The sequence below is a fragment of the Bordetella sp. FB-8 genome (genome assembly GCF_000382185.1).
GTDB lineage: Bacteria > Pseudomonadota > Gammaproteobacteria > Burkholderiales > Burkholderiaceae_B > Bordetella.
On record NZ_KB907784.1, the window covers coordinates 59,686 to 85,572 of the forward strand.

Genomic DNA, 25,887 nt, shown 5'->3' on the forward strand with positions numbered 1-25,887 from the left:
ATGACGATGGCCGCCGCGCACGCGAGATGCCTAGAATCGTCCGCACCCCGAGCTTTGGATATTTCCATGGACCTGACAGAACTCTCCATCATCGACGCTCGCTTTAACTTGATGCGACGCAATTTTTCCTGCCTGGAGTACGTCGATGCTTTGCTCAATCAAGCGCAACGACAACAGCGCCTGAATTGCCTTATCCAGCAAGACACCGAAGCCCTGCGCCGCAGTGCGCGCGCCTTCGACGCGAACCCAGGCAGCGGCCCGCTTGCCGGCATACCGCTCGTTCTCAAGGACAACATCGACGTAGCCGGCCTGCCGACGACGGCCGGCACGAGCAGACTGCGCGACCACATTGCGTCCGCCGACTCCGAAATCGCCAAGCGCCTCTTCGAGGCTGGGGCATTGCTGGCCGGGAAGGCCAATATGCACGAACTTGCACTGGGCATTACGAGTAACAATGGCGTCTTCGGCGCTTGCCGCAATCCTTATGCTCCCACGCACTCGCCTGGCGGCAGCAGCGGTGGATGCGCCGCCGCGCTGGCGGCAAGGATCGTGCCCGGCGCCATCGGCACCGATACCGGGGGGTCGGTGCGTTTGCCCGCGGCGCTCTGCGGCGTCGTGGGTCTGCGCCCCTCGGCGGGCCGCTATCCGCAACAAGGCATCGCACCGATCTCGCATACACGCGACACGGCCGGGCCGATGGCGCGCACGGTGCACGACGTCGCCCTGCTCGACACGATACTGTGCGGACGCGCACCCGGCGCCACCTTTTGCGCGGCCCTCCCGCAAAATCTGCGCCTTGGGGTCTTGTCCGCCGGCGCCTGGCAAGATCTCGATCCCGGTGTCGCCGCAGTGTGCGAAGCAGCGTTAGCCAAGCTGGCAGACGCCGGCATCACATTGATCGACGTATCGGTCGACAAGCTGCAAGCCCTGAATGCCGCGATCGGCTTTCCTGTGGCGTTGTACGAACTGGTCCGCGACTTGCCGGCCTATCTGCATGCAGGCGGCAGCGCCCTGACGCTTGTCGAACTGGCCGACGGCATAGGCAGCCCGGACGTGGCCACGATCGTCCGCGGCCTGCTCGCCCAGGGCATTCCGGATGCCGCCTATCACCAGGCCCTGCAAGCCCGGCGCGAGCTGCAGCGAGCCTACCAGGCGTGCTTCGACAAGCACACGCTGGACGCACTGATATTCCCGACCTCGCCGCTGACCGCTCGACCGATCGGAGACGACGAATCAGTGGAATTGAACGGCGCGCGCGTACCGACCTTCGCCACTTTCATCCGCAACACCGATCCGGCCAGCAACGCGGGCATTCCGGGCGTCAGCGTGCCGGCCGGTCTCACGGCCGACGGCATGCCGGTCGGCCTCGAACTGGACGGCCCCGACAACGGAGATCGCGCGTTGCTGGCCGTCGCGGCCACCATCGAAAGAATACTGGGCCCGATCCCGCATCCCGCCGCAGCCTTGACCTGAGTCCGCACCACCGTCCCGATAGCCTGCGTTGCCACTGCATTGAGCCGTCATCCAGGAGGATCCCTCAAATGAAGCGTCGTCAATTTCTCGGCAGTACTGCGGCCGGCATCGCCGCCCTGAGCGCGCTGACACCCGCATCCGCAGGCGCGGCCAAGCCGCTCAAAGTCGCAGCACTCATTCCGATGAGCGGTCCGGCGGGGCTATTCGGCCCATCCAGTCGCAATTGCTGCGAACTGGCTCGGGACGATATCAACGCGCGAGGCGGCATCCTCGGCCGCCCGCTGCAAGTACTCTACGGCGACGCCGGAGCCGGACCGCAAGCCGCGGCGCAGACCGCACTTAAACTCTGGAAGGTATCCGGCGCCGAGGTGTTTGTCGGCATGCACGATAGCGCGGTGCGGGGCGCTTTGGTGACATTGTTCCGCGCGCAAGTCCCCTACTTCTATACGCCGAGCTACGAAGGCGGAGAATGCGCGCGGGGCGTCTATGTCAACGGTGAAACGCCGCAACAGCAACTGGCGCCAGTGATTCCGTGGCTGGCCGCGCAGCGCAATCTCAAGCGCTGGTACCTGATCGGCAACGACTACAGCTGGCCGCGCGACACCAACGCCGCAGCCAAGCAATATATTGCGGCCGTTGGAGGCGGCGTGGTGGGCGAAGAATACATCCCGTTCTCGGTCGACAATTTCGACGCCAGTCTCGCCAAGATACGCGCCAGCGGTGCCGATGCCGTACTCGTCACGCTGGTCGGTGGCGCCTCCGTCACCTTCAATCGCGCGTTCGCGGGCTTCGGCCTGGCCGACAAGGTAACGCGCCTGGGCACGCTCATCGAAGAAAACACCCTGGCCGGAATAGGCGTGCAGAACGCCGCCAACCTATATTCTTCGGCCGGCTATTTCGCGGCCCTCGATACGCCGGACGCGAGTGCTTTCGATGCGCGCTACCGCAAACGCTTCGCTGGCGACAAATCCCTGATGAATGCGTTGGCCGAATCCTGCTATGAAGGCTTTCTTATGCTCGAATCGATCGCGCGGCGCGCCGGTTCGATCAGCGTCGACAAATTCGAGCCTGCAAGCGAAGGAGCGAACTACGTCGGGCCGCGCGGCAAGGTCAGGATGCACGCACGCCATGTGATCGAGGACATCCACGTCGCCTCCGTCAGCTCCGCGGGCTTCGAGGTCGTCAAAACTTTCCCGCAAGTTGGCTCCGGCCAGACCTGCACAATCGGATCATGAGCACGGCCACCGGGAAACGCCATGCATGACGGAACGCTGGCCATCTTCGCGCTTGACCTGTGCTATGAATGCGCCATCCTTGCCCTCACCGCGCTCGGCCTGGCCATCATATTCGGCCTGCTGGGCGTGCTCAACATGGCGCACGGCGAGTTCGTGATGATGGGCGCCTACTGCTCGGTCTACGTCCAGCAGGAGGGATGGCCGGCGCTGGCAGCCTTGCCGCTTGCCGTGGCGCTGTGCTGCGTGCTCGGATGGGTGATGGAACGCTGGCTGATCCGTCCGCTCTACCGCCGGCCTTTCGATACCCTGCTGGCGACGTGGGGCCTGTCCATTCTGCTGCGCGAGGCGGTCAAGGCGATCTTCGGCGCCGGCTACCAGAATGTCGATCTCGTGCTGGCTCGGCCGGTTCATGTCGCCGGCGCAGACTATCCGGCGTACCGCCTCGCATTGATTGCCTGCACCGCGCTCGGCCTGACCGCGCTGGGGTTATGGTTCCGGCGCAGCCAAGCGGGCGCACGCATCCGGGCGATGACGGGCAATCCCCTGCTGGCGCAGGCCATGGGCATCGATACGGTGCGGCTTGCCAGCACCAGCTTCGTCATCGGTGTGGTCCTGGCTGGCGTATCGGGCGTATTGCTGGCGCCGCTCGTCAGGGTCGATCCGTACATGGGGCTGAACTATCTATTGAACGCGTTCTTCGTGCTGATCGTCGGCGGCTTGGGCACCTTGGCCGGACTTGCGGCCGGCACCGGCATCGTTGCGGGCACGCAAAGCACGGTGGCCTCGCTGCTGGACCAGACCTACGGTTATGCGGCCGTACTGCTGGTTTCCATCGTCTTCCTGTGGCTGCGTCCTCATGGCCTCGTCGCGCGCCGCTGATTTCGCCGTGCAGGCCCCGCTCGCGGTGATCCTGCTCGCCGTGCCGCGGCTTTTCGGCGACTACTACGCCTATCAGATCGGACTGTATCTGCTGTACGGCATCGCCACGCAAGGCGTTGCCCTATGCTGGGGACAAGCCGGTTTCCTGAGCCTGGGACAAGCCGTCTTCTTCGGTACGGGCGCCTATCTGTCGGGACTCATTTTGCGCGCCGCCACGCAGCATGCGTCATGGCTTGCGCTACTTCCGCTGTGCCTGCTTACGCCAGCTTTGCTTGCGTATATCGTAGGACGCCTGGTGTTCGCCCGACGCGTAGACAGCGGTCCGTACTTTTCCCTGATCACCCTTGCGCTGGCCATGCTGGCCACCGTCCTCGCCAATAGCTGGAGCGGCATGACCGGCGGCTTCAACGGCCTGACCGGGATCCCGGATCTTCCCGGCACGGACCGGTACGCCACACTCTATTACGTGATCGCCGCCGGAGCCATCGCCTGGACCGCGCTATTTTCGTGGCTGCGACACAAACCACTGGGCGTGCTGTGGACCGCCCTCGCGCAAAACGAAGACCGTCTGCAGTTCTTCGGCTTCGCGACCGATCGGCTGAAGGCCTGCGCCTTTGCGGTCAGCGCCGCCGCGGCCGGCTTCGCGGGTGCGCTCTACGCGCCGCAGGAGGGTATTGTCACGCCTGACGCAATCGGCATTCTGCTATCGACGCAATTTGTCATCTGGGCCGCCGTGGGCGGCCGCCACAGCCCGGTCGGTTCGCAATTGGGCGCGCTGTCCATAGGACTGCTGTCGGCCGCGTTGCGCGACCGTTATCCGTTCTGGGAAGCGTTGACTGCGCTGGTATTCATCGGTTCGGTACTATGGCTTCCGAACGGACTGGCCGGCGCCGCGGCTGCGCTCGGATCTGGCCTGACGCGCCCCAAGCGCGCGTGCCGCGGCCCCGACATCGCGGCGCCGCTTCCGGCCTATCGTTGCGACCCCATTCCGGGTGCGCCAAAACTGGTTTTCGATCAAGTTCACGTCAAACGGGGTCCCGTCGCCATTCTCGATGGCTTGGCGCTGCATATTGCCAAACGCGGCATCACTTGCCTGATTGGCCCCAATGGGGCCGGAAAAACCTCGATTTTCAACGCCTTGACGGGCCGTCTTGCACCAAGCCTTGGCTCGATCACGCTGGACGCGCACGAAATCTCGCGGCATAAAGCCTGGCAAGTCGCCCGCCTGGGCATCGGCCGCAAATTCCAGATTCCGTCTGTCTTCATGACCCTGACCGTCGAGCAAAACCTGCTTGTCGCGCTTTGGGCCAACCGGCTAGGCGCTGCAGCCTACCTTGATCGACGGCCGTTGCGGTGGGCCACGCCGCTTAAGCACGCCTTGCTCGGGCGCCTACCCATGCTCCGCGCTTATCAGCATGCGCCCGCCGCAACGCTCTCCCAAGGCGCGCGTCAGATGCTGGAGTTCGTAATGGTGGCATTGATGGAGCCGCGCCTTTTTCTGCTCGACGAACCCTGCGCAGGACTGTCTCCCGGAGAAACCCATCAATTGCTCGGCACCATCATCTGGGTGGTAGACCAATTGGATGCCAGCGCACTGCTGATCGAACACGACATGAGCGCCGTCGAAGCGATCAACGGCCAAATCCTGGTTCTGCACCAAGGCCGCTTGCTGGCAGAGGGTCCGCTGACGCACATCAAGGCGTCCGAGCAAGTTCGCGCCGTCTATGCTGGAGGACGAAAATGAGTGCCATCGCCTCTTTGGAATTCGACGACATCATCGCCGGCTATCGCGACACGACCGTGTTGCGCGGCATCAGCGGACGTATCGGTCCGGGCCAAGTATTGGGCGTCGTCGGCCGCAACGGCGTGGGCAAGACTACGCTCATGCACACATTGGCTGGCTTTATCACCCCATTCTCCGGCCGCATCGCCTTCTCGGGCGAGCCTCTCGATGGCCTCACGCCACACCAGCGCCATGCGCGCGGCATCAGCTACGCCCCCCAGGATCGCGTCGTCTTCGATGACTTGTCGGTCGCCGACAATCTGACGATAGGCTGGCCCACGCGCAACCTCGCCCGCTATCGCCATACCTTCGAACGGTTTCCCCGCATTGCCCAACGCCTGCGTCAGAAGGCGGGACGCCTGAGCGGCGGCGAGAAGAAGCTGTTGTCCTTCGTGCGTGCAATCGGCGAAAACGCGCTTCTTACGCTGATGGACGAACCGACCGAAGGCGTCGCTCAGGAAAATATCGCCCTGACCGCGCGGACCATCACTGAACGCAAGGCGCAAGGCGCAGCATTCGTGATCGTCGAGCAAAATCTGGACTTTCTATTGTCATTGGCCGACATCTTGCTGGTACTCGACCACGGTTCGATCGTTGCGAGCGGGCCGACCGCCGAATTCGACCGCCCACGCGTCGAACAATATCTGGTGGTTTGAGACACGACGCTCAGGCCGCAGTTACCCGTCTCATTTGAAAAAAGCGAGCCGTAGTAGCCAAGCCCAGGGTCGTCAAGGCCAAGGAGCACAGCAGGGCAGTCACACCGCAAGATACCCCCCGGATGGCGGTGTTCATCGGGCTGATCTTCCTGCGGCCATTCGCGGAAACGGCAGGAACAGCGCCCTGTCGCCCCTGCCGCCGTCCGGTGCTGCGGGTCCGGCTGCCGCCTTTACTGCAAAGTTCGGGTGAACACGAACTTGCCGTCGCGCCAATCCACCGGCACCACGTCACGCGGACCGAAGGCGCCCTCCAGGATCAGCTTGGCCACGGGATTCTCGACCTTCTGCTGGATCGCGCGCTTTAAGGGCCGCGCTCCGAACACCGGGTCGAAACCCGCGCGGGCCAGTTCGGCCAGCGCCGCGTCGCTGATGTCCAGCCGCATCTCCTGCTTCTCCAGCCGATCGGAAAGGCGCTTGAGCTGGATGCGCGCAATGGACTCGATGTGCTCGGCATGCAACCCGTGGAACACCACGACTTCGTCGATCCGGTTGAGGAATTCAGGCCGCAGCGTATGCCTGAGCTCGTCCCACACGACTTCCTTGATGACCTCGTAGGGCTGGTCGGCCATGGCCTGTATGTGCTGCGAACCCAGATTCGAGGTCATCACGATGACCGTATTGCGGAAATCCACCGTGCGGCCCTGGCCGTCGGTCAGACGCCCGTCGTCCAGCACCTGCAGCAACACGTTGAACACGTCCGGGTGGGCCTTCTCGACCTCGTCCAGCAGCACCACGCTGTAAGGCCGGCGGCGCACCGCCTCGGTCAGGTAGCCGCCCTCCTCGTATCCCACATATCCCGGCGGCGCGCCGATCAGGCGCGCAACCGAGTGCTTCTCCATGAACTCGCTCATATCGATGCGAATCATGTGCTCCTGCGTGTCAAAGAGAAACTCGGCCAGCGCGCGGGTGAGTTCGGTCTTGCCCACGCCCGTGGGGCCCAGGAACAGGAAAGAACCCAGCGGGCGGGCAGGATCGGACAAGCCGGCGCGCGAACGCCGGACGGCATCGGACACCAGGTGCACCGCCTCGTCCTGGCCCACCACCCGCTGGTGCAGGAAGTCCTCCATCTGCAGCAGCTTGTCACGCTCGCCCTGCATCATCTTGGACACGGGGATGCCCGTGGCGCGCGAGACCACCTCGGCGATTTCCTCGGCGCCGACCTGCGTGCGCAGAAGGCGCGGCTTGCCGGACTCACCGTCCTTGCTCACCGCCGTGCGCTCGGCCGTGTCGGCCGCCTTCAGACGCGCTTCCAGTTCGGGCAGCTTGCCGTACTGCAGCTCGGCCAGTTTGTCGAACTGGCCCTTGCGCTGCATTTCGGCCATCTCGGCGCGCACGCGGTCGATCTCTTCCTTGATGGTCTGCGTGCCCTGCACCGCGGCCTTCTCGGCCTTCCAGATTTCCTCGTAGTCGTTGTACTCGCGCTGCAGTTTCTCGAGCTCTTCCTCGATCACGGTCAGGCGGCGCCTGGAGCCGTCGTCGGTTTCCTTCTTGACGGCCTCGCGCTCGATCTTGAGCTGGATGATGCGGCGATCGAGCTTGTCCATCACCTCCGGCTTGGAGTCGATCTCCATGCGGATGCGCGCAGCAGCCTCGTCGATGAGGTCGATAGCCTTGTCGGGCAGGAAGCGATCGGTGATGTAGCGGTGCGAGAGTTCGGCCGCGGCCACGATGGCCGGATCGGTGATCTCCACGCCGTGGTGAATCTCGTAGCGCTCCTGCAGGCCGCGCAGGATGGCAATGGTCGATTCGACGTCGGGTTCGTCGATCAGCACCTTCTGAAAGCGGCGCTCGAGCGCGGCGTCCTTCTCGATGTACCGGCGGTATTCGTCCAGCGTGGTTGCGCCGATGCAATGCAGTTCGCCGCGCGACAGCGCGGGTTTGAGCATATTGCCGGCGTCCATGGCGCCCTCGGCCTTGCCGGCGCCGACCATAGTGTGGATCTCGTCGATGAAAACGATGTTCTGACCGTCGTCCTGGGCCAGTTCTTTGAGCACGGCCTTCAAGCGTTCCTCGAATTCGCCGCGGAACTTGGCGCCTGCCAGGAGCGCCGCCAGATCGAGCGAAAGCACGCGCTTGCCACGCAGGCTCTCGGGCACTTCGTCGTTGACGATGCGCTGCGCCAGTCCCTCGACGATGGCGGTCTTGCCCACGCCGGGTTCGCCGATCAGCACGGGGTTGTTTTTGGTGCGCCGCTGCAGGATCTGAATGGCGCGGCGGATCTCGTCGTCGCGGCCGATGACCGGGTCGAGCTTGCCTTCGCGCGCGCGCTCGGTCAGGTCGACGGTGTATTTGGCCAGGGCCTGGCGGTTGGATTCGCCCTCTGCACCCGATACGCTCTCGCCGCCGCGCACGGCTTGGATGGCCGCTTCCAAGGCCTTCCTCTGCAAGCCGGCGTCGCGCAGGATGCGGCCGGCCTCGCCCTTGTCGTCGGCCAGCGCCAGGAGAAAGAGCTCACTGGCGATGTAGGCATCACCGCGCTTGGCGGCCTCTTTATCGGTGCGCGTAAGCACGGCCTGCAACTCGCGGCTGCCCTGCACGTTCTCGCCCCCCTGCACCTGGGGCAGGTTTTTCAGGGCTGTATCGATCGCCGGCTGCAGGCGGTTGATGGCCACGCCAGCGCGTGCCAGCAGGCCGGCCGCACCGCTGTCGGCGTCGCCCAGCAAGGCAGCCAGCACGTGCACGGGTTCGATATAGGGATTGTCGTTGCGGGCGGCCACGCTTTGGGCATCGGCCAGCGCCTGTTGGAACTTGGTGGTAAGTTTGTCGAATCGCATGGTAGTCGGTTGGCGAGTGTTAATGAGCCAACCGCCAGGCAGACTGCGAGGCGCGGCTCGATGATCTACATATGGGGACCGTGCCGCGAAATTCAACACTTGCCGTTCGATGCGATCCCGATTCGTTTATATGTCCGATTCGTTTCATGAGCATAACCATTTTTGTCTACGGCACGCTACGAAGCGGCGAAATCAATGACCTGTCCCTGGCGGCGTGCCGGGCCGGCCTGCCGGCGCCCAGGCTGCTCGGTCCAGCGCGGGTGCCGGGCCGACTGGTGGATTTCGGCGACTGGCCCGGGCTGTTGCCCGGGCCAGGAACCGTGCTGGGCGACCTGTACGAAGTCGATCCCAGCCTGATCCCGCTGATGGATGAGATCGAGGAATACACGCCCGATACGCCCTGCTGCTTCGTGCGCCGGCAGGTGACGGCGCGGACCGATGATGGGCCGGTGGACTGCCAGTACTACCCCATCGATCCGGCATTTCGCGGCACGGCCCGGGACATGCCGGGGGATGAGTATGATTGGGTCGGCTATAGATCGGAACGCTTATCGGAACGCTCATGAAGCCGCTCTCTTACTTTGTCTGCGCCTTGCTGCTGTTTGCCGCTTCGGCAAGCGCGACGGCCCAGACGCCGGGTCCTTCCGGCCCTGATGGCGATGCGCCCTACATCAACCCCTACTCAGACCCCTATGCTTCGCCCGCTCCGGCGCCGCGGCCCAGCCCGCTGATTTCGCAGCGCTTGGAGCTGGGCGCACCCGGCCACCGGTATCCATTCCCGATCTATGCCAGCTTGCCCCTGGACGCTCCTGCCGGACTGAGAAAAGTAAAGCGTCTGGTGATCGTGGTACACGACGAGCGCCGCGACGCCGAGCGCAGCCTGCGCGACATTACCGCCCTGTATGCCGGCCAGACCCGTGTTGCAGCCGACACGCTGGTGGTCGCGCCCCGCTTTCCAAGCATGGTGGATGCCGCCTTGCGCGGCATGCCGGCCTGGCACCGCACCGGATGGATGGAGGGCCTGCCCAGCATCGCCGTACGGGGCAGGCCGCTCCCGCGCAGTTCCTTCCTCATCCTGGACGACCTGCTGCGCCATTTCACCGCGCCCGACCGGCTGCCGTCGCTGCAGACCATCGTCCTGGCCGGCCACGGCGCCGGCGCGCAGATGGTGCAGCGCTATGCGGTGCTCAATCCGCTGGACGAGAGCCTGCGCGCCACCGGCTTGGGCATAAGTTACCTCGTCGCCAACGCCGAATCCTATCTCTACCTGTCGCCGCTGCGGCCCAGCCGCACCGGCCGCGGCTATGCCCGCTACGAGCGCGGCATATGCCCGACCTACGAGCACTACCGCTACGGACTCGAAGACATGCCGGCCGTGCTGCAGGCCTATGACGGCAGGCTGGGCCGTGCCCAGCTCGCATCGCGCTACGCCCTGCGCCATGTGACCTACTTGCTGGGCAGCGCCGACAACAACCCCGAATACCGCGGCCTGGACAAAAGCTGCGGCGCCGAGGCGGAGGGCGCCACGCCGCTGGCGCGCGGCCTGGGATATTGGGGCTATGAAATGCGCGGGCATGGCAGGAACGCGCCCAAGCCGGCGCGCCACGGCTTCACCGTCGAGGGAATCGGACACAACGAAGCGGGGATGTACGCATCGGCCTGCGCGGCGAAGGCCCTGCTGGGCAGCGGCGATTGGGCCACCAGCGCGACATGCAAAGCCTTGCCGGCCCAGCCTCGCGGATAACCGGGCGAGGTCAGTCCCTGCGCGCGCCCGTTAGCGGAAAAGGCGTGGACTCGCGCCTTTCCAGCACGACCGCATCGGGCGCCTCGATCAGCAAGTCCGCGCGGGCCTGCGCCACGCAGGGCAGTATCCAACCATCGGCCTTCTCGTCCGAACTCAGTCCCGGCCATTGCACGACATAATCCACCTGCCCCTGCAGCATGCGGCACAGGCAGCTGCGGCAAACGCCGTTGCGGCACGAACTGGGCAAGCGTATACCCGCCCGCTGCGCCTCGAGCAGCACGGTGGCCTGCGGACGGCTCTCGAAACGCCAATCCGAAGGCCGCAAGGCCACCGTGTATGCCGTGCCGGCCGAATCGGTCATGCGTCCTGCCAGTCCAGTTGCCAGGTGCCCGCAGCCACGTTCTGCAGCCAGAGCAGGCAGGTGAGAGTCTTGGCATCGGTGATGCGGCCTTCGCGGCTGGCGGCCAGCAGTTCGGGAAGGGTCATGGCGCCCACGTCCAGGAACTCGTCCTCGTCGAGCCGGCGCTCTCCGGCCTTCATGCCGCGCGCGAAGAAAATGTGAATGATTTCGGTCGAGTAAGCAATGGCGATATGCAGGGCGCCCGCATGGGCCCATTGCGAGGCGGTATAACCGGTTTCCTCGAACAGCTCGCGCTGGGCGCAAACCAGCGGTTCTTCGCCGGGGTCGAGCTTGCCGGCCGGCAGCTCCGTCATCACCCTACCCACCGGGTAGCGATGCTGGCGCTCGACCAGCACACGGCCGTCGTCCAGTTGCGCGATCACCACCACCGCGCCGGGGTGCACGATGTACTCGCGCCAGGCATCGCGACCATTGGGCAGGCGCACGGCATCGCGGCGCACCTTCAAGAAGCCGCCATCGTAGACCAGTTCACTGTCGAGCTTGGTCTCGATCAGGTGCGCGTCCTCGCGCGAAGATTTTTCGCTCATGGCCGTACCGCTCCCTGTTTGCGGCGCTCCTGCAGCGCCTTCAGACATTGCATGACTCCGCTCTGCCTGTCGGCATTGGTGATCGCGGCGCGATCGGACACGGTGCGGCAGCGCTGATATTGGGCCAGGCTTTCGGGCGTATCGTGAACGATGCCGGACGCGGCGGGCGGGCCGCCCGCCGCGTCCTGGGTGATGGTCAGCGTGGACGGCGGGGAAAGACTGCCTGGCGCGGCGGGGAACTGGTAGTGCTGCGTCGTCTGGGTCGGCGCCGCAGCGCACGGCAGCGCCAGGCAGGCGGCGATCAGCAGGAGGAATTTCTTCATGGCGGCCTCGAAATACGGCTGGAAATGGCATGGTAGCCGCTTCCAGCGTCGAATATTCGTGTAACCCGCTTTCGCCTCGATACGAGAACGCGTAATGCGGCGCCGGCTAAACCGCCGCCATCTGCCATCCCCCGACACCATCGAGTATCAAGCGATGGCTGTGGAAGGCATCCAGCGAGCTGCGATGCCCGACGCTGACCAGTACGCTGTCAGGAAGGCGGGCGCGCAGCAACGTGTACAAGGCATGCTCCAGACCTTCATCGGTGGCCGAGGTGGCCTCGTCCAGGAACACGACCTTGGGCTGATTGACCAGCACGCGGGCAAACGCCACGCGCTGCTGCTCGCCGATGGACAGAATGCGCGACCAGTCGGCCGCCTCGTCCAACTTGCCGGCAAGATGTCCCAGGCTCACCTGGCCCAGGACATCCCGCAGACGGGCATCGTCGGCCGGGTCTGCCTGGCCCGGATACACCACCGCGCCGCGCAGCTCACCCAACGGCAAATACGGACGCTGAGACAGAAAGAGCGACTGTGCGCCCAGGGGCCGTGCCACCTTGCCTTGCGCATAGGGCCACAGTCCGGCCACCGCGCGCAGCAGCGTGGTCTTGCCACTGCCCGAAGGCCCCTTGATCAGCACCGATTCGCCCGGCAGCAGTGTCATGTCCAGGTCGCGCAGCAACGACTTTCCGTCCGGCCGGCTCACCGACAGCCCGCTCAACTGCAGGCCCGCGTCCCGCTCGTCGCTCTGCACGGCCGGCAGTGCGCGGGCGGCCGCGCTGGAATCGAGAAAACCTTCGAGACGATCCAGCGTGGCACGATAGGAGGCGAAGCTGTCGTAGGAAGAACGGAAGAAGGACAGCGAATCCTGCACTTGGCCGAAGGCCTGTGCGGTCTGGATCACGTCGCCCAGCTGGATGGCCTTGCTGAAAAAACGCGGCGCCTGCAGCAGAAACGGAAACACCACCGCCACCTGGCTTACCACCAGATTGAAGCCGTCGAACTTCAGGGTCCGGTAGATCAGCGCCCACAAATTGGCGATATACGCCAGGAATCGCCGAATCAAGTTTGCGTTCTCGACGCGCTCACCCTGGTAGAAGGCCACGTTCTCGGCATTCTCGCGCAGGCGTATCAACGCATAGCGGTAGTTGGCCGCCAGCCGCTCGCTCAGAAAGCTCAGGCGGATCAGAGGACGGCCGATGCGAAACGCCAGCCAGGTCGCCACCAGCACATACAGATAAACGATGAACACCATGGCACGCGGGATCTCGAGGCCCAGCACCATGAGCGGTGCCGACAACTGCCACAGGATGCCGGTGAAGGCGAACATCGATACCAGGGAGCTGATGACGCCCAGGGCCAGCGTCCTGGATCCCGAGGTGAACGAGGACACGTCCAGCTGGATGCGCTGGTCGGGGTTGTCCACGACCGGTTCGACGAATTGCCCGCGATAGTAGGAGCGTCCCTGCATCCAGTCCTGCAGCAGGCGCTCGTTGAGCCAGGTGCGCCAGTGGATGTCGAAGGCCTGGTTGATCAGGTAAGCGATCAAGGCGCGCGTCACGATAATCGCGGCCAGTATCGCGAACAGGCCCAGGAAATGCCAGAACGCCGGTTCGTCCAGCTTCTGCAAGGCGTCGTAGAAGCCCTTGTACCAGAACGAAAACAGCACATCCATGCGCACCGAGAAGAGCGACAGCAGGATCAGCAGGCAGACGACCGCCAGCGGCTTGCCGCTGCGCCTGGGCGTGAAATAAGGCCAGGCCAGGCGCCAGAACTGTCGCCCCCATTGGGTGGTGCGCGCGAAAACCGCCGCCGCGATCGCCGAGACGACGATGACAATGCAGAAGGTCTTGGCCAGCCATATCAGGCTGTCGCTCACTTGTGCGTTCCAATCCAAATCATCACCTCTGTTGTGTGGAAACGGACTCTGTGTAATTTTTCAGAACACGCCTGCGAACTGGCACAAAATCAGCGCCACGCCACCCAGCAGCACCAGCAGCAAGGCATTGAGACGCGTAAACATCACCAGCGCAGTCGAGACCAATGCCACCGCCTGTGCCGCCCAGCCGCCTTCCAGCGCGCGCACCAGCACATAGACCGATGCGGCCATCATGCCGGCTGCAACGGGCCGCAGGCCCCCTTCCAATGCCAATTGCCAGATCGCGCCTTTTTGCCTGCGCCAGAAATAGGCAATGATAAAGAGCAGACAGGCCGGAGGGCCGAACATGGCCAGCGTGGTCGCCACCGCCCCCCAGAATCCGGCCACGTGCCAGCCTATCAAGGTAACCAGCAGCGACCCCGGGCCGGGCGCCATACGGGTAATGGCAAACGCGTCGATGAACTGCGCCTGTGTCATCCAATGATGGACGTCGACCACCTGGCGGTTGATCGCCGCGATCGTGGTCTGGCCACCGCCCACGGTCACCAGCGAAATGGGAACGAAAGTGATGAACAAGGTCCAGAACAAGGACATCACGCCCGTTTCCTCGCCATTCGCAGCCGCGCGTATTCCAACGCGACGCTGACGGGCGCCACGGCCACCACCACCCACACCAGCGACTGATGCAGGACGATGATCATCACGAACACCAGCGCGACCAGAAACAGCGGCAGGACCTGCCGGCGCACACGCCGCACCGCCCGGATCGCCATGGACAGCGACAGACCGATGGCCGCCGCGGCCGCGCCATCGAGCCAGATATGCACCAGCGGGTAACCCGACAGCAGCGCAAACGCCACGCTGAGCAGCACCGCCAGGACTGCGGGAGGCAAAATGATGCCCGCCAAGGCCGCCGCCGCGCCGCGCGGACCGACCAGGTGAAAGCCGATCCAAATGGCCATATTGGTCACGTTCACGCCGGGCAATGCCTGGGAAACCGCCAGACCATTGAGGAACGCCTCCTCTTGCATCCAGTGCCGATCCTGCACGAACTCGCGCAGCAGCCAGCCGCTCAGCCCCCCGCCAAAGCTGGTCAGGCCGATGCGCGAGAAAATGAGGAAAAGGCCCCAGGCAGTGGGGGGCCTTGCATTATCGAGCGCGGTCGATTGCATGAACGTCGGATCAATAATGCGGCGGCAGCTCATCGCGCGGATTGCCGCCCCGCCCCGGATCGACGGGCATCTGGCGGCGCAGTTCGGCCAATTCGCGCAGCAGCAGATCCATCTGCTGCTGCTGGCGGAAAATCGTGTGATTGAGCTGATCGAGCGTGTCCTCGGTAAAGCTCAATTTGACTTCGAGCTCGGTCAGGCGGCGTTCGGTCTCGCTTTCTTCAGTCATGGCTAAGCGTCGGGGTCAGGAAAAACCGCGTGCAAAGCCGCCAGCATAACCCGCTGCGGCCACTCCCGCCGCCTCGCGCACCGGCCTGCCCGTATGCCGGAAACCCCGTGAAACTTACTGCTTCATGCGATAGCCCGTGTGAAATATCCAGCGAATGATGCCCAGGCAGACCACCAGGAACAGCACCGTCATGCCCAGGCTCACACCCACCGCCACGTCGGCCACGCCATAGAAGCTCCAGCGAAAACCGTTGATCAGGTAAACCACCGGGTTAAAGAGCGTGACCTTCTGCCAGAACGGCGGCAGCATTCTGATCGAATAGAAGGTGCCGCCCAGGAAGGTCAGCGGCGTGAGGATCATGAGCGGGATGATCTGCAGCTTCTCGAAGCCGTCGGCCCAGATGCCGATGATGAAGCCGAAAAGGCTAAAGGACAGCGAAGTGAGCACCAGAAAGCCCAGCATCAGCACCGGATGCTCGATGTGGAAAGGCACGAAGGCACGCGCCGTGACCATGATGATGACGCCCAGCAGGATGGACTTGCTGGCCGCCGCACCTACATATCCCATGACGATCTCGATGTAGGACACCGGCGCCGAGAGGATTTCGTAGATGGTGCCCGAGAAGCGCGGCATATAGATGCCGAACGACGCATTGGACGTGCTCTGCGTCAGAAGCGACAACATCACCATGCCCGGCACGATAAATGCCCCATAGCTCACGTTGTCGATCTGTCCCATGTGCCCGCCGATGGCCGAGCCGAAGACCACGAAATACAGCGCGGTGGAGATTACCGGCGAAGCCACGCTCTGCATCAGCGTGCGCCAGGCGCGGGCCATTTCGAAGCGATAGATCGCTTGTATACCGTACCAATTCATTGTTTAGCGCCTCCCTGCCGCTCGCTCACCAGGCTGACGAAGATTTCTTCCAGCGAGCTTTCCGACGACTGCAGATCGTTGAAGGCGATGCCCGCCTCGCCCACCCGCGCCAGCAGGCCGGCGATGCTGCCGCTGCCTTCCCGATGCTGATCGTAGGTGTAGACCAGCCTCATGCCGTCGGCCGACAGTTCGAGCGGATCGCCGCGCAGCGCCTCGGGTATGGCCGCGAGCGGCGCGACCAGGCTCAGGGCGAGCTGCTTGCGGCCCAGCTTGCGCATCAGCGCGGCGGTTTCCTCGACCAGGATGATCTCGCCCTTGCGGATCACGCCGACGCGGTCGGCCATCTCCTGGGCTTCCTCGATGTAATGCGTGGTCAGAATGATGGTCACTCCGTTTTCGCGCAGATGCCGCACCATCTCCCACATGCCCCGGCGCAGCTCCACGTCGACCCCGGCGCTGGGCTCGTCCAGGAAAAGGATGCGCGGCTCGTGCGAGAGCGCCTTGGCGATCATCACGCGGCGCTTCATACCACCGGACAGGGCGCGGATGCGTTCGTCTTTTTTGTCCCACAGGGAAAGATCGCGCAGCACCTTCTCGATGTGCGCTGGGTCGGGCGCCATGCCGAACAGGCCGCGCGAGAACGAAACCGTGTTCCATACGGTCTCGAAGGCGTCGGTGGTGAGTTCCTGCGGGACCAGGCCAATCTTGGCGCGTGCGGCGCGATAATCCCGCAGAATGTCCAGCCCGTCGGCGCGCACGTGGCCCGAACTGGCGTTGACGATGCCGCAGATGATGCTGATCAGCGTGGTTTTGCCGGCGCCGTTCGGACCCAGCAGCGCGAAGATCTCGCCCGGCTGGATGTCGAGGTCGACGTTCTTGAGAGCCTGGTGTCCCGACGCATAAGTCTTGGACACGCCCTGCACGGAAATGACGGGCTGCACAACGCCCCCCTAGAATAAAAAGTAATGGCGCTATTCTACCGGGACACACCGTGTCGATTAGCCGTATGGCCGAACAGCTGTGTTCCAGCCATACGGTCCCGGATCGGTCCGGCCCTTGATTACAGCAAGGTCAGCGTCACATCGATATTGCCGCGCGTGGCGTTCGAATACGGGCAGACGATGTGCGCGCGCTCGACCAGTTCCCGGGCCTGCGCCGGATCCATGCCGGGAAGGGATATCTTCAGCTCCACTTCGATGCCAAAGCCCGTGGGAATGGGGCCGATGCCCACATTGCCCTGTACCGACACCTCCGCCGGGATGGCGAACTTGTCGCGGCCGGCCACGAACTTCATGGCCCCGATGAAACAGGCCGAATAGCCTGCCGCGAAGAGCTGCTCGGGATTAGTGCCGACATCGCCGGCACCGCCCAGTTCGCGTGGAACCGTCAACTTGACATCCAGGACCTTGTCGGATGACACGGCGTGGCCGTCGCGGCCACCAGTAGCCTGGGCTTGGGCACGATAGAGGACTTTTTCGAGAGACATGGCAAAACTCCTTGAGGATGAAGGTGCTGGGCACCGGGTGGGCACTGCCGGGATCAAGCTATGCCGCCCGTATGGCGGCATCATGAAAATTCCAACGCGTTAAATATATATCAAGCTATTAAATAGTACACTATATAATATTCTCCGCAAAGCGCAGGCAGTGTTCCACCCTGCCCATGCGCTTACTCTACTCGTACTGCGCCAGATGCCCGCGCAGTTGCACCAGTTCGTCTTTCAGCCGGTGCAAGGTTTCGGGCGCACAAGCCGTGGCGCACAGGATCTGCGGCGGAATGCCGGCCGCTTGTCGCTTGAGCGCCCTGCCCTGGGCCGTCAGGTCGATCACGACCTGGCGCTCATCGCGCTCGTCGCGGGTGCGGCGGATCAGGCCAGCGGCCTCCATGCGCTTGAGCAGCGGCGTGAGCGTGGCCGAATCCAGAAACAGGCGCCTGCCGATCTCGGACAGGATGAGTCCATCGCGCTCCCACAGCACCAGCATCACCAGATACTGCGGATAGGTCAGGCCCAGGCCGCCCAGCAGCTTGCGGTAGACCTTCTGCATTGCCAGCGCAGTGGAATGCAGCGCGAAACAAAGCTGGCTGTCCAACTGCAAAGGGGCCTGGATCTCAGGCTTGGCTGCCTGATGGGACGAGACACGAGTACGGGCGTTCATGATGCGTGCATTTTAAATAGCTCAAAATTAAATAGCAAGCTATTTAATTGCAGGCATGCCCGCCTGCCGATCACCGGAACCGGCGGGCAAAAACCGCGCAATCAAGATACTGGCCCGGCGGCCCTCTCGTATTCGATATCCCACTCCGATTCGCCGGTCCGCACAAAGCCGTGCCGTCGGTAAAACGCATTCGACTCGCTGGCGCGCAGGGCCGCGACCCGCATGGGCGCCTCCTGCGTCTGCGCGCACAAAAGCCGCATCACCGCGCTGCCCACGCCGCGGCCCTGCGCGCAAGGATGCAGATAGAAATGATCCAGGCACCAGGCAGATTCGTGTGCAAAGAGCGAATAAAACCCGACGCGCTCGCCGTTCAGGCAGATCCAGCGCATACGCGCCGGCACGAAACCGGCTCGCAGGCGCCGCCGGGACCGCTCCGGATCAAAACGATCAAGCCGTTCCAGGCTGGGCTGCATGGCCAGCGCGCGCAGATCGGCCATGGCATCGAAGTCGCAGGCCTGGACTGGGTCGAATGAAAGCACGGCGGGCTGGCCCGAATCGGCCGCCCCACCGCCCGGGGTATCGCGCCAGGGCGCGCCGGCATCGGGGTAATCACCCTTGCTCAATTCATTCAGCGACGCCTCGCCGGGAACAACTTCGATTTCGTACGGCTTCATCTTTCCTCTCGGAGATCGGGAGTGAAACAGGAAAGCCCGATAGGACCCGATGAATGCGCCCCCCCCTGAAAAGCCGAAGGCCACGAGAAATATCGTGGCCTTCGTCGGGGAACGCTGAACCGGATGCGAACCGTCAGCCCGCGACAAAGCCACTCAACGCAAGCGTCGAGTCGTTCGTCGGCTAAACGCCGGAAAAGCGCTGATCGCGGGGCGGCAGTTCATCGTGCCGCCACGATATCGCATTGCAGCAAACGCCACAATGGCCAGGCAGACAGCGCCTCAATACCGCTGCAAGGCCATCAGCACTTTGCGCGTGGACAGCGGCCTGCCGGCCAGATTGGCTTCGAGGCGGTCGCGCAGGCTGCGGCGCAGCTCGGGTTCGATGCGCGGATCCTCGAAATCGGGGTCGTCCTCGTCCAGGCCGTAGCCCGTTTCGCGTAGTAGTATCCATTCGAAACGCCGCAGCGCGCCGGCGGCGCGCGAACCGCCGGCCAGTCGAGCCAGGGCCGCATCATAGGCATCGAACAGCGCCGGATGCGCGTCTTCACGCGGCAGCAGGCGCAGCAGCAGCTCGTTCATGTACCAGGCCGACATCAGCGCGCCGCCGCCCAGCGGCCGCACGCCCGCGGGTTCGGCGCGGGTCAGCGTCTTGACCTCCCCGCCTCCCGTCCACGACAGCGACAACGGCTGGAAGGCCGAGAGCACGGGCCGCAAAACGGAGTAAGGCCGCTTGGCGCCCTTGGCCACCAGGGCCAGGCAGCCGTGCTCGCGCGAGAAGGCCTGAACCACCAGCGATGTCTCGCGCCATGCCGAGGCATGAAGCATGTAGCCCGGAGTATCGGTGATGCGCTGGGCGCGCTTGCTCACTGGGCCGTCCCCTGCCTCAGACCGCCGGCTTACTCGTAACCGAGGTCGCGCAGCGCGCTTTCACGGTCCGACCAGCCCTTGCGCACCTTGATGTAAACCTCCAGGTGCACGTTCTTGTCCAGGAGCTTGGCGATGTCCTGGCGCGCCTCGGTGGCGATGCGCTTCATGTGCTGCCCGCCCGCACCGAGCAGGATGGGCCGGTGACTGTCGCGCTCGACCACCACACAGGCGGACACGCGGGCCGTGGCCTCGGTTTCCTCCCACTGTTCGATGACCACGGTACAGCCGTAGGGCAGTTCATCACCGACCAGGCGAAAAATCTTCTCGCGCACCAGTTCGGCGGCGATAAAGCGCATGGATCGATCGGTGAGCGTGTCCTCCTCGAACATGGGCTCGCCCTCGGGCAGGCGCGTGGCGATCTCGGCCAGCAATTGATCCAGCTGCTGCGCCTTCGCAGCGCTCACGGGCACGACAGCGCCATAGGCGTGCTGCGCCATGATCTTACCCACGAAGGGAAAGAGTTCGTCGCGGTTTTTGACCGCGTCGATCTTGCTGACCACGAGAATGGTGCGTTCGCTCGCCGGCAGCAGGGGCAGCAGTTGCGCGTCGCCGTCGGTCCATTTGCCGGCCTCGACCACGTGAACCACCACATCCACATCCGCCAGGGCCTGGGTGACCACGCGGTTCATCATGCGGTTCATGGCGCCGCCGTGACGCTTCTGAAAGCCCGGCGTGTCGACGAAAACGAACTGCTCGCGCTCGCGCGTGAGCACGCCGTGAATGCGGTGCCGCGTGGTCTGCGCCTTGCGCGAAACGATGGAGATCTTGCTGCCGATGAGTGCGTTCATCAGCGTGGACTTGCCCACGTTGGGTCGGCCCACCACGGCGACGAAGCCGGCGCGAAATCCGCCTGCGTGCGTATCGGAAACTTGGTTCATTTAACCTCTTGCGCCACCGCAACGGGCAGCGACAGCTGGGTGGTCTTGCGGGCCTTGCTGGTCTTGCGAGGCGCACGCAGCGACGGACTGGCGGCCTGAGCGGCCTCGAGCGCCAGCGTGGCGGCGGACTGTTCGGCCGCGCGGCGGCTGGAGCCGGCCGCCAGGACCTTGATGTCGAAGGCCGGGACGGCGCATTCAACCTCGAACTGCTGACTGTGCGCGGCGCCATGGGTGGCCACCACGGTATACAGAGGCAGCGGCAGCTTGCGTCCCTGCAGGAATTCCTGCAAAAGCGTCTTGGCGTCCTTGCCCAGGGTCTTGGGATCGACGTTGGCCATCACCGGCTGGTAGAGCTTGAGCACGACTTTGCGCGCCGCCTCGAACCCGGCGTCCTGGAACACCGCGCCGAAGATAGCCTCGACCGCGTCGGCCAGGATGGAAGGACGGCGAAAGCCGCCACTCTTGAGTTCGCCCTCGCCTAGACGCAGATGCTGCGACAGCTCCAAGCGCTGCGCCACGTCGACCAGCGAGGCCTGCTTGACCAGGTTGGCACGCAGGCGGGAAAGATCGCCTTCGTCCAGCTTGCCGTATTTTTCGAACAGCATGGCGGCGATCACGAAATTGAGCACCGAATCACCCAGAAATTCCAGCCGCTCGTTGTGGCGCGCGCCGTGGCTGCGGTGCGTCAGCGCCTGCTCGAGCAGGGCCTGATCGCGGAAGCGGTGGTCCAGGCGGGTTTCCAGGGTGGCGAGAGGCAGCATGACGTAGGTCGGGATAGACGGCGGGCCCTTAATGAAAGCGGCCGATACGGCTGGGATGGCTGAAATTCATCCAGATGAAGAAGGCCTTGCCCACGATATTACCGTCAGGAACAAAGCCCCAATAGCGGCTGTCCTCACTGTTGTCGCGGTTATCACCCATGGCGAAGTAATTGCCCGGGGGCACCGTGCAGCGCTCGTCGGTGCCGGAGTACTGGCAGTCGTTCAGGTGCGGGTAGTTCCAGATTGGGCCAAGTTGCGCCGAACGTTGGTCATTTAGCAGGATTTCGTGCTTTACGCCACCCAATTGCTCGGTGTATTTCGAGACGTATCCCTGATCGGGATCGAAATAATCGCCATCGCGAACATGCGTCACCAGTTTTCCATTGACGTAGAGGTTCTTATCCAGGTAGGCAATCTTGTCGCCCGGCAGTCCGACGACTCGCTTGATGTAGTCCTGGCTCGGGTCGGCCGGGTAGCGGAACACGATGACGTCGCCGCGCTGTATCCCCCCGGTTGTGACGATCTTGCGGTCCACGATGGGCAGCCGAATGCCGTCACTGAACTTGCTGACCAGGATCAGGTCGCCATTTTGCAAGGTGGGCAGCATCGAACCCGACGGGATGCGAAAGGGTTCGACCACGAACGATCGCAGCGCAAAGACGAACAGAATCACCGGAAAGAAGCTGATCGAGTACTCGACCCACCAGGGCATCTTGCCGGCTTTCTCGCCCACCTCCTGGCGCTCGCGCTCGCGCTCGGCGTCCGAGAGTTGCGTGTTGTAGGCAGCGGCCGTGTCGTAAGCCGCGACGGCGGCCTGGGCGCGCGTGGCCCGGCCGCGGCGCAGCCAGGCCAGATCCAGGACCCATACGATGCCGGTCATCACCAGCAGCACAAACAGGATCAGGGCGAAATTCCAACTCATAAGGTCAACCTATAAAGGAATGAGCGAGCGTGATTGATGCGCGGGTTCTTATTTGTCTTCGACCTGGAGGATGGCCAGGAAGGCCTCCTGCGGGATTTCGACGCTGCCCACCTGCTTCATGCGTTTCTTGCCGGCCTTCTGCTTTTCCAGCAGCTTTTTCTTGCGGGAGATATCGCCGCCGTAGCATTTGGCCAGAACGTTCTTGCGTAGCGCCTTGACGTTCTCGCGGGCGATCACCTCGGCGCCGATGGCGGCCTGGATCGCCACGTCATACATCTGGCGCGGAATCAGCTCGCGCATCTTGGACACCACCTCGCGCGCGCGGTAGCGCGCGTTCGAGCGGTGCACGATCATGGCCAGCGCATCGACCTTGTCGCCGTTGATGAGCAGGTCGACCCGCACCACGTCGCCGGAGCGGTATTCCAGGAACTCGTAATCCATGGACGCATAGCCGCGCGACACCGACTTGAGCTTGTCGAAGAAGTCGAGCACGATCTCGGCCAGCGGAATCTCATACTTGAGGATGACCTGCCGGCCCGAGTAGTTCATGTCCACTTGGGCGCCGCGCTTGTTGTTGCACAGCGTCATCACCGGGCCCACGTATTCCTGCGGCATGAACAGCGTGACGTTGACGACGGGCTCGCGGATGTCGAGGATCTTGCCCACTTCGGGCATGCGGGAGGGACTGTCGACCCGGATGATCTCGCCGTCGCGCTGCTCGACCTCGTACACCACCGACGGCGCGGTGGTGATGAGGTCCATGTCGAATTCGCGCTCCAGGCGCTCCTGCACGATCTCCATGTGCAGCAGGCCCAGGAAGCCGCAGCGGAAACCAAAGCCCAGTGCCTGCGACACCTCGGGCTCGAACTGCAGCGCGGCGTCGTTGAGCTTGAGCTTTTCCAGCGAGTCGCGCAGTTGGTCGTATTCGGAGCTTTCCACCGGATACAGGCCCGCGAACACCTGCGGCTTGACTTCCTTGAAACCGGGCAGCGGCGCGGACGCGGGCTTGCCGGCAAGGGTGATGGTGTCGCCCACCTTGGCATCGGCCAGCTCCTTGATGCCGGCGATGACGAAACCCACCTCGCCTGCCGAGAGCAGATCGCGCGGCTGCGACTTGGGCGTGAACACGCCGGTCTGTTCGCACAGGTGGGTCGCGCCCGAGGCCATGAAAAGAAGCTTGTCCTTGGGCTTGAGCACGCCGTTGACGATGCGCACCAGCATGACCACGCCCACGTAGTTGTCAAACCAGGAGTCGATGATCAATGCCTGCAACGGCTGGGCCGGATTCCCCCTGGGCGCGGGCACCTTGGCCACGATGGCTTCGAGGATCTCGTCGATGCCCATGCCCGTCTTGGCGCTGGCGGGCACGGCATCGGCGGCGTCAATGCCGATGACATCCTCGATCTCCTGGCGCGCGCCTTCCGGATCGGCCTGCGGCAGGTCCATCTTGTTGAGCACCGGCAGCACTTCCACGCCCAGTTCGATGGCGGTGTAGCAATTGGCCACCGTCTGCGCCTCGACGCCCTGCGAGGCGTCCACCACCAGCAGCGCGCCTTCGCAGGCCGAGAGCGAGCGGCTGACCTCGTACGAGAAGTCCACGTGCCCCGGGGTGTCGATGAGGTTGAGGTTGTAGACCTTGCCGTCCTGCGCCTTGTACTGCAGGGCGGCCGTCTGGGCCTTGATGGTGATGCCGCGCTCGCGCTCGATGTCCATCGAGTCGAGCACCTGGGCGGACATCTCGCGATCGGCCAATCCACCACAGCGCTGGATCAGGCGATCGGCCAGGGTCGATTTGCCGTGATCGATGTGGGCAATGATGGAAAAATTGCGGATGTGCTGCATGAAGGCCGTACGGATGTGCGAGGCGGCTTGCCTGCTTTCTTGTAAAAGAGGCAACCCGTCCCTTTTTGGGATTAACCCATCATTTTACCGCATGGGCCAAACCTATCCCCTGACGACCTTACTTTTCCGGTTGGATGGCCACCCACTGCACCTGTCCGCCGCGGCGCACCAGGACGCCCACCACCTTGTGCTTGTCCAGCTTGGCCACCACCTTGGCGAAGGCTGCGGCGTCGGCGATGTCGGTGTTGTTGATGGCCAGGACGATGTCGCCCGGCTGGATGCCGGCATCGGCGCTCAGGCCCGTGACCTCGCGCACCAGCGCGCCGCCTTTGATGCTCAGTTTGTTCAACTGATCGGCCGGCACATCAACCACCCCCAGACCCAGCAGGTTATCGGTCGAGGGCTCTTTCTTGCCCTGATCGCCGCTCTGGCTGTCGGCGCCGGACTGCTTGGCAGCCTGGATCTCGATCACCTTAACCTCGAGCTTGATGCTCTTGCCCTTGCGCCAGACTTGCAGCGCCGCAGTCGTACCCGGCTTGAGATCGCCCACCATGCGTGGCAGATCGGACCAGCGCTTGACCGGAGCGCCATTGAAGGCCGTGATGACGTCGCCCGGCTGTACCCCCGCCGTCTCGGCGGGGCTCTTGGGTTGGACACTGCCCACCATGGCGCCCTCGGCCTTGGGCAGGCCCAAGGCCTTGGCCACATCGTCGGACACCTCGCTGATCTGCACGCCGATGCGGCTGCGCGTAACCTTGCCCGACGTGCGCAGTTGGTTGACGACCCGCATGACATCGTCGATGGGGATGGCCAGCGAAATGCCCATGAAGCCGCCGCTGCGCGAGATGATCTGAGAATTGATGCCGATGACCTCGCCCTGCATGTTGATAAGCGGGCCGCCCGAGTTGCCGGGGTTGACCGCCACGTCGGTCTGGATGAAGGGCAGGTAGTCGCCCGTGTCGCGATTGATGGCGCTGATGATGCCCGCCGTCACGGTGGAGTCCAGGCCGAAGGGCGAGCCTATGGCCAGCACCCACTGCCCTTTCTTGATCTTGTCGGAATCGCCGATGGGCAGGGTTGCCATGCCCTTGGCGTTGATCTTGAGCAGCGCCACATCGGTTTGCTTGTCCGAGCCGACGACCTTGGCCTTGAATTCCCGGCCATCATTCAGAGTGACGTAGATGTCGGTAGCATCGTCGATGACGTGGTAGTTGGTCAGTACGTAGCCGTCGCTGGAAATGAAGAAGCCCGAGCCCACGCCTTGCGGGACGACGCGCTCTTGCGGCGCCGGCTGGGTCTTGGGTGCCTTGCGCTGCCCCTGGCCGGGTTGCGCGCCGCCTTGCCCCTGAGAATCCGGGCCGAAAAAGAAGCGGAACAAATCGGACGGATCCATTCCGCCGGGGCCGCCATGCAGCGACACGGTAGCCGTGGTGCGAATGTTGACCACCGCCGGGTCGGCTTTTTCGACGATGGGCGTGAAGTCCGGCAGATTGACCAGCGGCGCGGGCGTGGCGGCGGTTGTCGCCGCAGCGGCATGCTGCTCGGCAGCTTGCACGGGCGCGATGCCCGCCAGCGACAGGACGGTTGCGGCGGCGAACGCGGCGACGCGGCGCGTCAGCGGTATGGATACAGAAGTGAAGTACATCAGAACGGCTCCGAAATGGCCCGCGGCGCGCAAGTGCGCGGCAACGGGCCGCCAAAT

General features: G+C 63.9%; 26 protein-coding genes. 7 read left to right on the plus strand and 19 right to left on the minus strand.

Going from position 1 to position 25,887, the window contains the following annotated elements:
- Positions 1-66 precede the first annotated feature (66 nt).
- The 5 genes from iaaH to H143_RS0100310 all read left to right on the plus strand — a co-directional run bounded on the left by iaaH (position 67) and on the right by H143_RS0100310 (position 6,026).
- On the plus strand, positions 67-1,473 hold the full coding sequence (gene iaaH, locus H143_RS0100290; RefSeq protein WP_019936221.1) for an indoleacetamide hydrolase: 1,407 nt from the start codon (positions 67-69) through the stop codon (positions 1,471-1,473).
- Between the two features lie 68 nt (positions 1,474-1,541).
- Complete coding sequence (locus H143_RS0100295) at positions 1,542-2,708, plus strand: substrate-binding domain-containing protein (RefSeq protein ID WP_019936222.1); 1,167 nt, start codon at positions 1,542-1,544, stop codon at positions 2,706-2,708.
- A gap of 21 nt (positions 2,709-2,729) precedes the next feature.
- Positions 2,730-3,587 (plus strand): branched-chain amino acid ABC transporter permease, encoded by an 858-nt coding sequence (locus H143_RS0100300; RefSeq protein ID WP_019936223.1) that lies wholly within the window; start codon positions 2,730-2,732, stop codon positions 3,585-3,587.
- Positions 3,565-5,331, plus strand: coding sequence for an ATP-binding cassette domain-containing protein (locus tag H143_RS0100305; RefSeq protein WP_019936224.1), 1,767 nt, complete (start codon positions 3,565-3,567; stop codon positions 5,329-5,331). The genes H143_RS0100300 and H143_RS0100305 overlap by 23 nt, the downstream gene beginning before the upstream one ends.
- Positions 5,328-6,026 (plus strand): ABC transporter ATP-binding protein, encoded by a 699-nt coding sequence (locus H143_RS0100310; protein WP_019936225.1) that lies wholly within the window; start codon positions 5,328-5,330, stop codon positions 6,024-6,026. The genes H143_RS0100305 and H143_RS0100310 overlap by 4 nt, the downstream gene beginning before the upstream one ends.
- A gap of 230 nt (positions 6,027-6,256) precedes the next feature.
- Here H143_RS0100310 and clpB read toward each other — a convergent pair whose 3' ends face one another.
- Positions 6,257-8,860: an ATP-dependent chaperone ClpB gene (gene clpB / locus H143_RS0100315; protein ID WP_019936226.1), complete on the minus strand. Its 2,604-nt coding sequence runs from the start codon at positions 8,858-8,860 to the stop codon at positions 6,257-6,259.
- A 146-nt stretch (positions 8,861-9,006) separates the two neighbouring features.
- Between clpB and H143_RS0100320 the strand changes: the two genes are divergently transcribed.
- A complete protein-coding gene (locus tag H143_RS0100320) occupies positions 9,007-9,426 on the plus strand; it encodes a gamma-glutamylcyclotransferase (protein WP_019936227.1) in 420 nt (139 codons plus the stop codon).
- The gene (locus H143_RS0100325) at positions 9,423-10,604 is read left to right on the plus strand and encodes a hypothetical protein (protein WP_019936228.1); all 1,182 of its coding nucleotides are present in this window, start codon (positions 9,423-9,425) and stop codon (positions 10,602-10,604) included. Before H143_RS0100320 ends, H143_RS0100325 begins: the two co-directional genes overlap by 4 nt.
- A 10-nt stretch (positions 10,605-10,614) precedes the next feature.
- Here the strand turns inward: H143_RS0100325 and H143_RS0100330 are convergent, their stop codons facing one another.
- From H143_RS0100330 to H143_RS0100415, 18 genes are all read right to left on the minus strand, one after another.
- Positions 10,615-10,965 (minus strand): 2Fe-2S iron-sulfur cluster-binding protein, encoded by a 351-nt coding sequence (locus tag H143_RS0100330; protein WP_019936229.1) that lies wholly within the window; start codon positions 10,963-10,965, stop codon positions 10,615-10,617.
- On the minus strand, positions 10,962-11,552 hold the full coding sequence (locus H143_RS0100335) for an NUDIX domain-containing protein (RefSeq protein WP_019936230.1): 591 nt from the start codon (positions 11,550-11,552) through the stop codon (positions 10,962-10,964). The genes H143_RS0100330 and H143_RS0100335 overlap by 4 nt, the downstream gene beginning before the upstream one ends.
- Positions 11,549-11,875 carry a hypothetical protein gene (locus tag H143_RS0100340; RefSeq protein ID WP_019936231.1) on the minus strand — a complete coding sequence of 109 codons (327 nt, stop codon included), beginning with the start codon at positions 11,873-11,875 and terminating at the stop codon, positions 11,549-11,551. Before H143_RS0100340 ends, H143_RS0100335 begins: the two co-directional genes overlap by 4 nt.
- Positions 11,876-11,981: 106 nt before the next feature.
- Positions 11,982-13,769, minus strand: coding sequence for an ABC transporter ATP-binding protein/permease (locus tag H143_RS0100345; protein WP_033365286.1), 1,788 nt, complete (start codon positions 13,767-13,769; stop codon positions 11,982-11,984).
- 42 nt (positions 13,770-13,811) lie between these two features.
- Positions 13,812-14,345 carry a chromate transporter gene (locus tag H143_RS0100350; RefSeq protein ID WP_019936233.1) on the minus strand — a complete coding sequence of 178 codons (534 nt, stop codon included), beginning with the start codon at positions 14,343-14,345 and terminating at the stop codon, positions 13,812-13,814.
- Positions 14,345-14,923 (minus strand): chromate transporter, encoded by a 579-nt coding sequence (locus H143_RS0100355; RefSeq protein WP_019936234.1) that lies wholly within the window; start codon positions 14,921-14,923, stop codon positions 14,345-14,347. The genes H143_RS0100350 and H143_RS0100355 overlap by 1 nt, the downstream gene beginning before the upstream one ends.
- Before the next feature lie 10 nt (positions 14,924-14,933).
- On the minus strand, positions 14,934-15,149 hold the full coding sequence (locus H143_RS0100360) for a SlyX family protein (protein ID WP_019936235.1): 216 nt from the start codon (positions 15,147-15,149) through the stop codon (positions 14,934-14,936).
- Between the two features lie 114 nt (positions 15,150-15,263).
- The gene (locus H143_RS0100365) at positions 15,264-16,025 is read right to left on the minus strand and encodes an ABC transporter permease (protein WP_019936236.1); all 762 of its coding nucleotides are present in this window, start codon (positions 16,023-16,025) and stop codon (positions 15,264-15,266) included.
- Positions 16,022-16,966: an ABC transporter ATP-binding protein gene (locus tag H143_RS0100370; RefSeq protein WP_019936237.1), complete on the minus strand. Its 945-nt coding sequence runs from the start codon at positions 16,964-16,966 to the stop codon at positions 16,022-16,024. Before H143_RS0100370 ends, H143_RS0100365 begins: the two co-directional genes overlap by 4 nt.
- Before the next feature lie 119 nt (positions 16,967-17,085).
- Positions 17,086-17,511 (minus strand): organic hydroperoxide resistance protein, encoded by a 426-nt coding sequence (locus H143_RS0100375; RefSeq protein WP_019936238.1) that lies wholly within the window; start codon positions 17,509-17,511, stop codon positions 17,086-17,088.
- A gap of 187 nt (positions 17,512-17,698) precedes the next feature.
- A complete protein-coding gene (locus tag H143_RS0100380; RefSeq protein WP_019936239.1) occupies positions 17,699-18,181 on the minus strand; it encodes a MarR family winged helix-turn-helix transcriptional regulator in 483 nt (160 codons plus the stop codon).
- Between the two features lie 101 nt (positions 18,182-18,282).
- A complete protein-coding gene (locus H143_RS0100385; RefSeq protein WP_019936240.1) occupies positions 18,283-18,855 on the minus strand; it encodes a GNAT family N-acetyltransferase in 573 nt (190 codons plus the stop codon).
- 279 nt (positions 18,856-19,134) lie between these two features.
- Positions 19,135-19,722: a DNA repair protein RecO gene (gene recO / locus H143_RS0100390; protein WP_019936241.1), complete on the minus strand. Its 588-nt coding sequence runs from the start codon at positions 19,720-19,722 to the stop codon at positions 19,135-19,137.
- 29 nt (positions 19,723-19,751) lie between these two features.
- Positions 19,752-20,660: a GTPase Era gene (gene era, locus H143_RS0100395; protein ID WP_019936242.1), complete on the minus strand. Its 909-nt coding sequence runs from the start codon at positions 20,658-20,660 to the stop codon at positions 19,752-19,754.
- Positions 20,657-21,418: a ribonuclease III gene (gene rnc, locus H143_RS0100400; protein WP_026349587.1), complete on the minus strand. Its 762-nt coding sequence runs from the start codon at positions 21,416-21,418 to the stop codon at positions 20,657-20,659. Before rnc ends, era begins: the two co-directional genes overlap by 4 nt.
- A 31-nt stretch (positions 21,419-21,449) precedes the next feature.
- On the minus strand, positions 21,450-22,343 hold the full coding sequence (lepB, locus tag H143_RS0100405; protein WP_019936244.1) for a signal peptidase I: 894 nt from the start codon (positions 22,341-22,343) through the stop codon (positions 21,450-21,452).
- Between the two features lie 48 nt (positions 22,344-22,391).
- Entirely contained in the window at positions 22,392-24,185 is a 1,794-nt protein-coding gene (gene lepA, locus H143_RS0100410) for a translation elongation factor 4 (protein ID WP_019936245.1), read from the minus strand.
- 118 nt (positions 24,186-24,303) lie between these two features.
- The gene (locus H143_RS0100415; protein WP_019936246.1) at positions 24,304-25,830 is read right to left on the minus strand and encodes a DegQ family serine endoprotease; all 1,527 of its coding nucleotides are present in this window, start codon (positions 25,828-25,830) and stop codon (positions 24,304-24,306) included.
- Between the last annotated feature and the right edge of the window lie 57 nt (positions 25,831-25,887).

Coding starts and splice junctions, on each gene's coding strand:
- iaaH (WP_019936221.1), top strand. CDS start 67: ATGGACCTGACAGAACTCTCCATCATCGACGCTCGCTTTAACTTGATG.
- H143_RS0100295 (WP_019936222.1), top strand. CDS start 1,542: ATGAAGCGTCGTCAATTTCTCGGCAGTACTGCGGCCGGCATCGCCGCC.
- H143_RS0100300 (WP_019936223.1), top strand. CDS start 2,730: ATGCATGACGGAACGCTGGCCATCTTCGCGCTTGACCTGTGCTATGAA.
- H143_RS0100305 (WP_019936224.1), top strand. CDS start 3,565: ATGGCCTCGTCGCGCGCCGCTGATTTCGCCGTGCAGGCCCCGCTCGCG.
- H143_RS0100310 (WP_019936225.1), top strand. CDS start 5,328: ATGAGTGCCATCGCCTCTTTGGAATTCGACGACATCATCGCCGGCTAT.
- clpB (WP_019936226.1), bottom strand. CDS start 8,860: ATGCGATTCGACAAACTTACCACCAAGTTCCAACAGGCGCTGGCCGAT.
- H143_RS0100320 (WP_019936227.1), top strand. CDS start 9,007: ATGAGCATAACCATTTTTGTCTACGGCACGCTACGAAGCGGCGAAATC.
- H143_RS0100325 (WP_019936228.1), top strand. CDS start 9,423: ATGAAGCCGCTCTCTTACTTTGTCTGCGCCTTGCTGCTGTTTGCCGCT.
- H143_RS0100330 (WP_019936229.1), bottom strand. CDS start 10,965: ATGACCGATTCGGCCGGCACGGCATACACGGTGGCCTTGCGGCCTTCG.
- H143_RS0100335 (WP_019936230.1), bottom strand. CDS start 11,552: ATGAGCGAAAAATCTTCGCGCGAGGACGCGCACCTGATCGAGACCAAG.
- H143_RS0100340 (WP_019936231.1), bottom strand. CDS start 11,875: ATGAAGAAATTCCTCCTGCTGATCGCCGCCTGCCTGGCGCTGCCGTGC.
- H143_RS0100350 (WP_019936233.1), bottom strand. CDS start 14,345: ATGTCCTTGTTCTGGACCTTGTTCATCACTTTCGTTCCCATTTCGCTG.
- H143_RS0100355 (WP_019936234.1), bottom strand. CDS start 14,923: ATGCAATCGACCGCGCTCGATAATGCAAGGCCCCCCACTGCCTGGGGC.
- H143_RS0100360 (WP_019936235.1), bottom strand. CDS start 15,149: ATGACTGAAGAAAGCGAGACCGAACGCCGCCTGACCGAGCTCGAAGTC.
- H143_RS0100365 (WP_019936236.1), bottom strand. CDS start 16,025: ATGAATTGGTACGGTATACAAGCGATCTATCGCTTCGAAATGGCCCGC.
- H143_RS0100375 (WP_019936238.1), bottom strand. CDS start 17,511: ATGTCTCTCGAAAAAGTCCTCTATCGTGCCCAAGCCCAGGCTACTGGT.
- H143_RS0100380 (WP_019936239.1), bottom strand. CDS start 18,181: ATGAACGCCCGTACTCGTGTCTCGTCCCATCAGGCAGCCAAGCCTGAG.
- H143_RS0100385 (WP_019936240.1), bottom strand. CDS start 18,855: ATGAAGCCGTACGAAATCGAAGTTGTTCCCGGCGAGGCGTCGCTGAAT.
- era (WP_019936242.1), bottom strand. CDS start 20,660: ATGAACCAAGTTTCCGATACGCACGCAGGCGGATTTCGCGCCGGCTTC.
- lepB (WP_019936244.1), bottom strand. CDS start 22,343: ATGAGTTGGAATTTCGCCCTGATCCTGTTTGTGCTGCTGGTGATGACC.
- lepA (WP_019936245.1), bottom strand. CDS start 24,185: ATGCAGCACATCCGCAATTTTTCCATCATTGCCCACATCGATCACGGC.
- H143_RS0100415 (WP_019936246.1), bottom strand. CDS start 25,830: ATGTACTTCACTTCTGTATCCATACCGCTGACGCGCCGCGTCGCCGCG.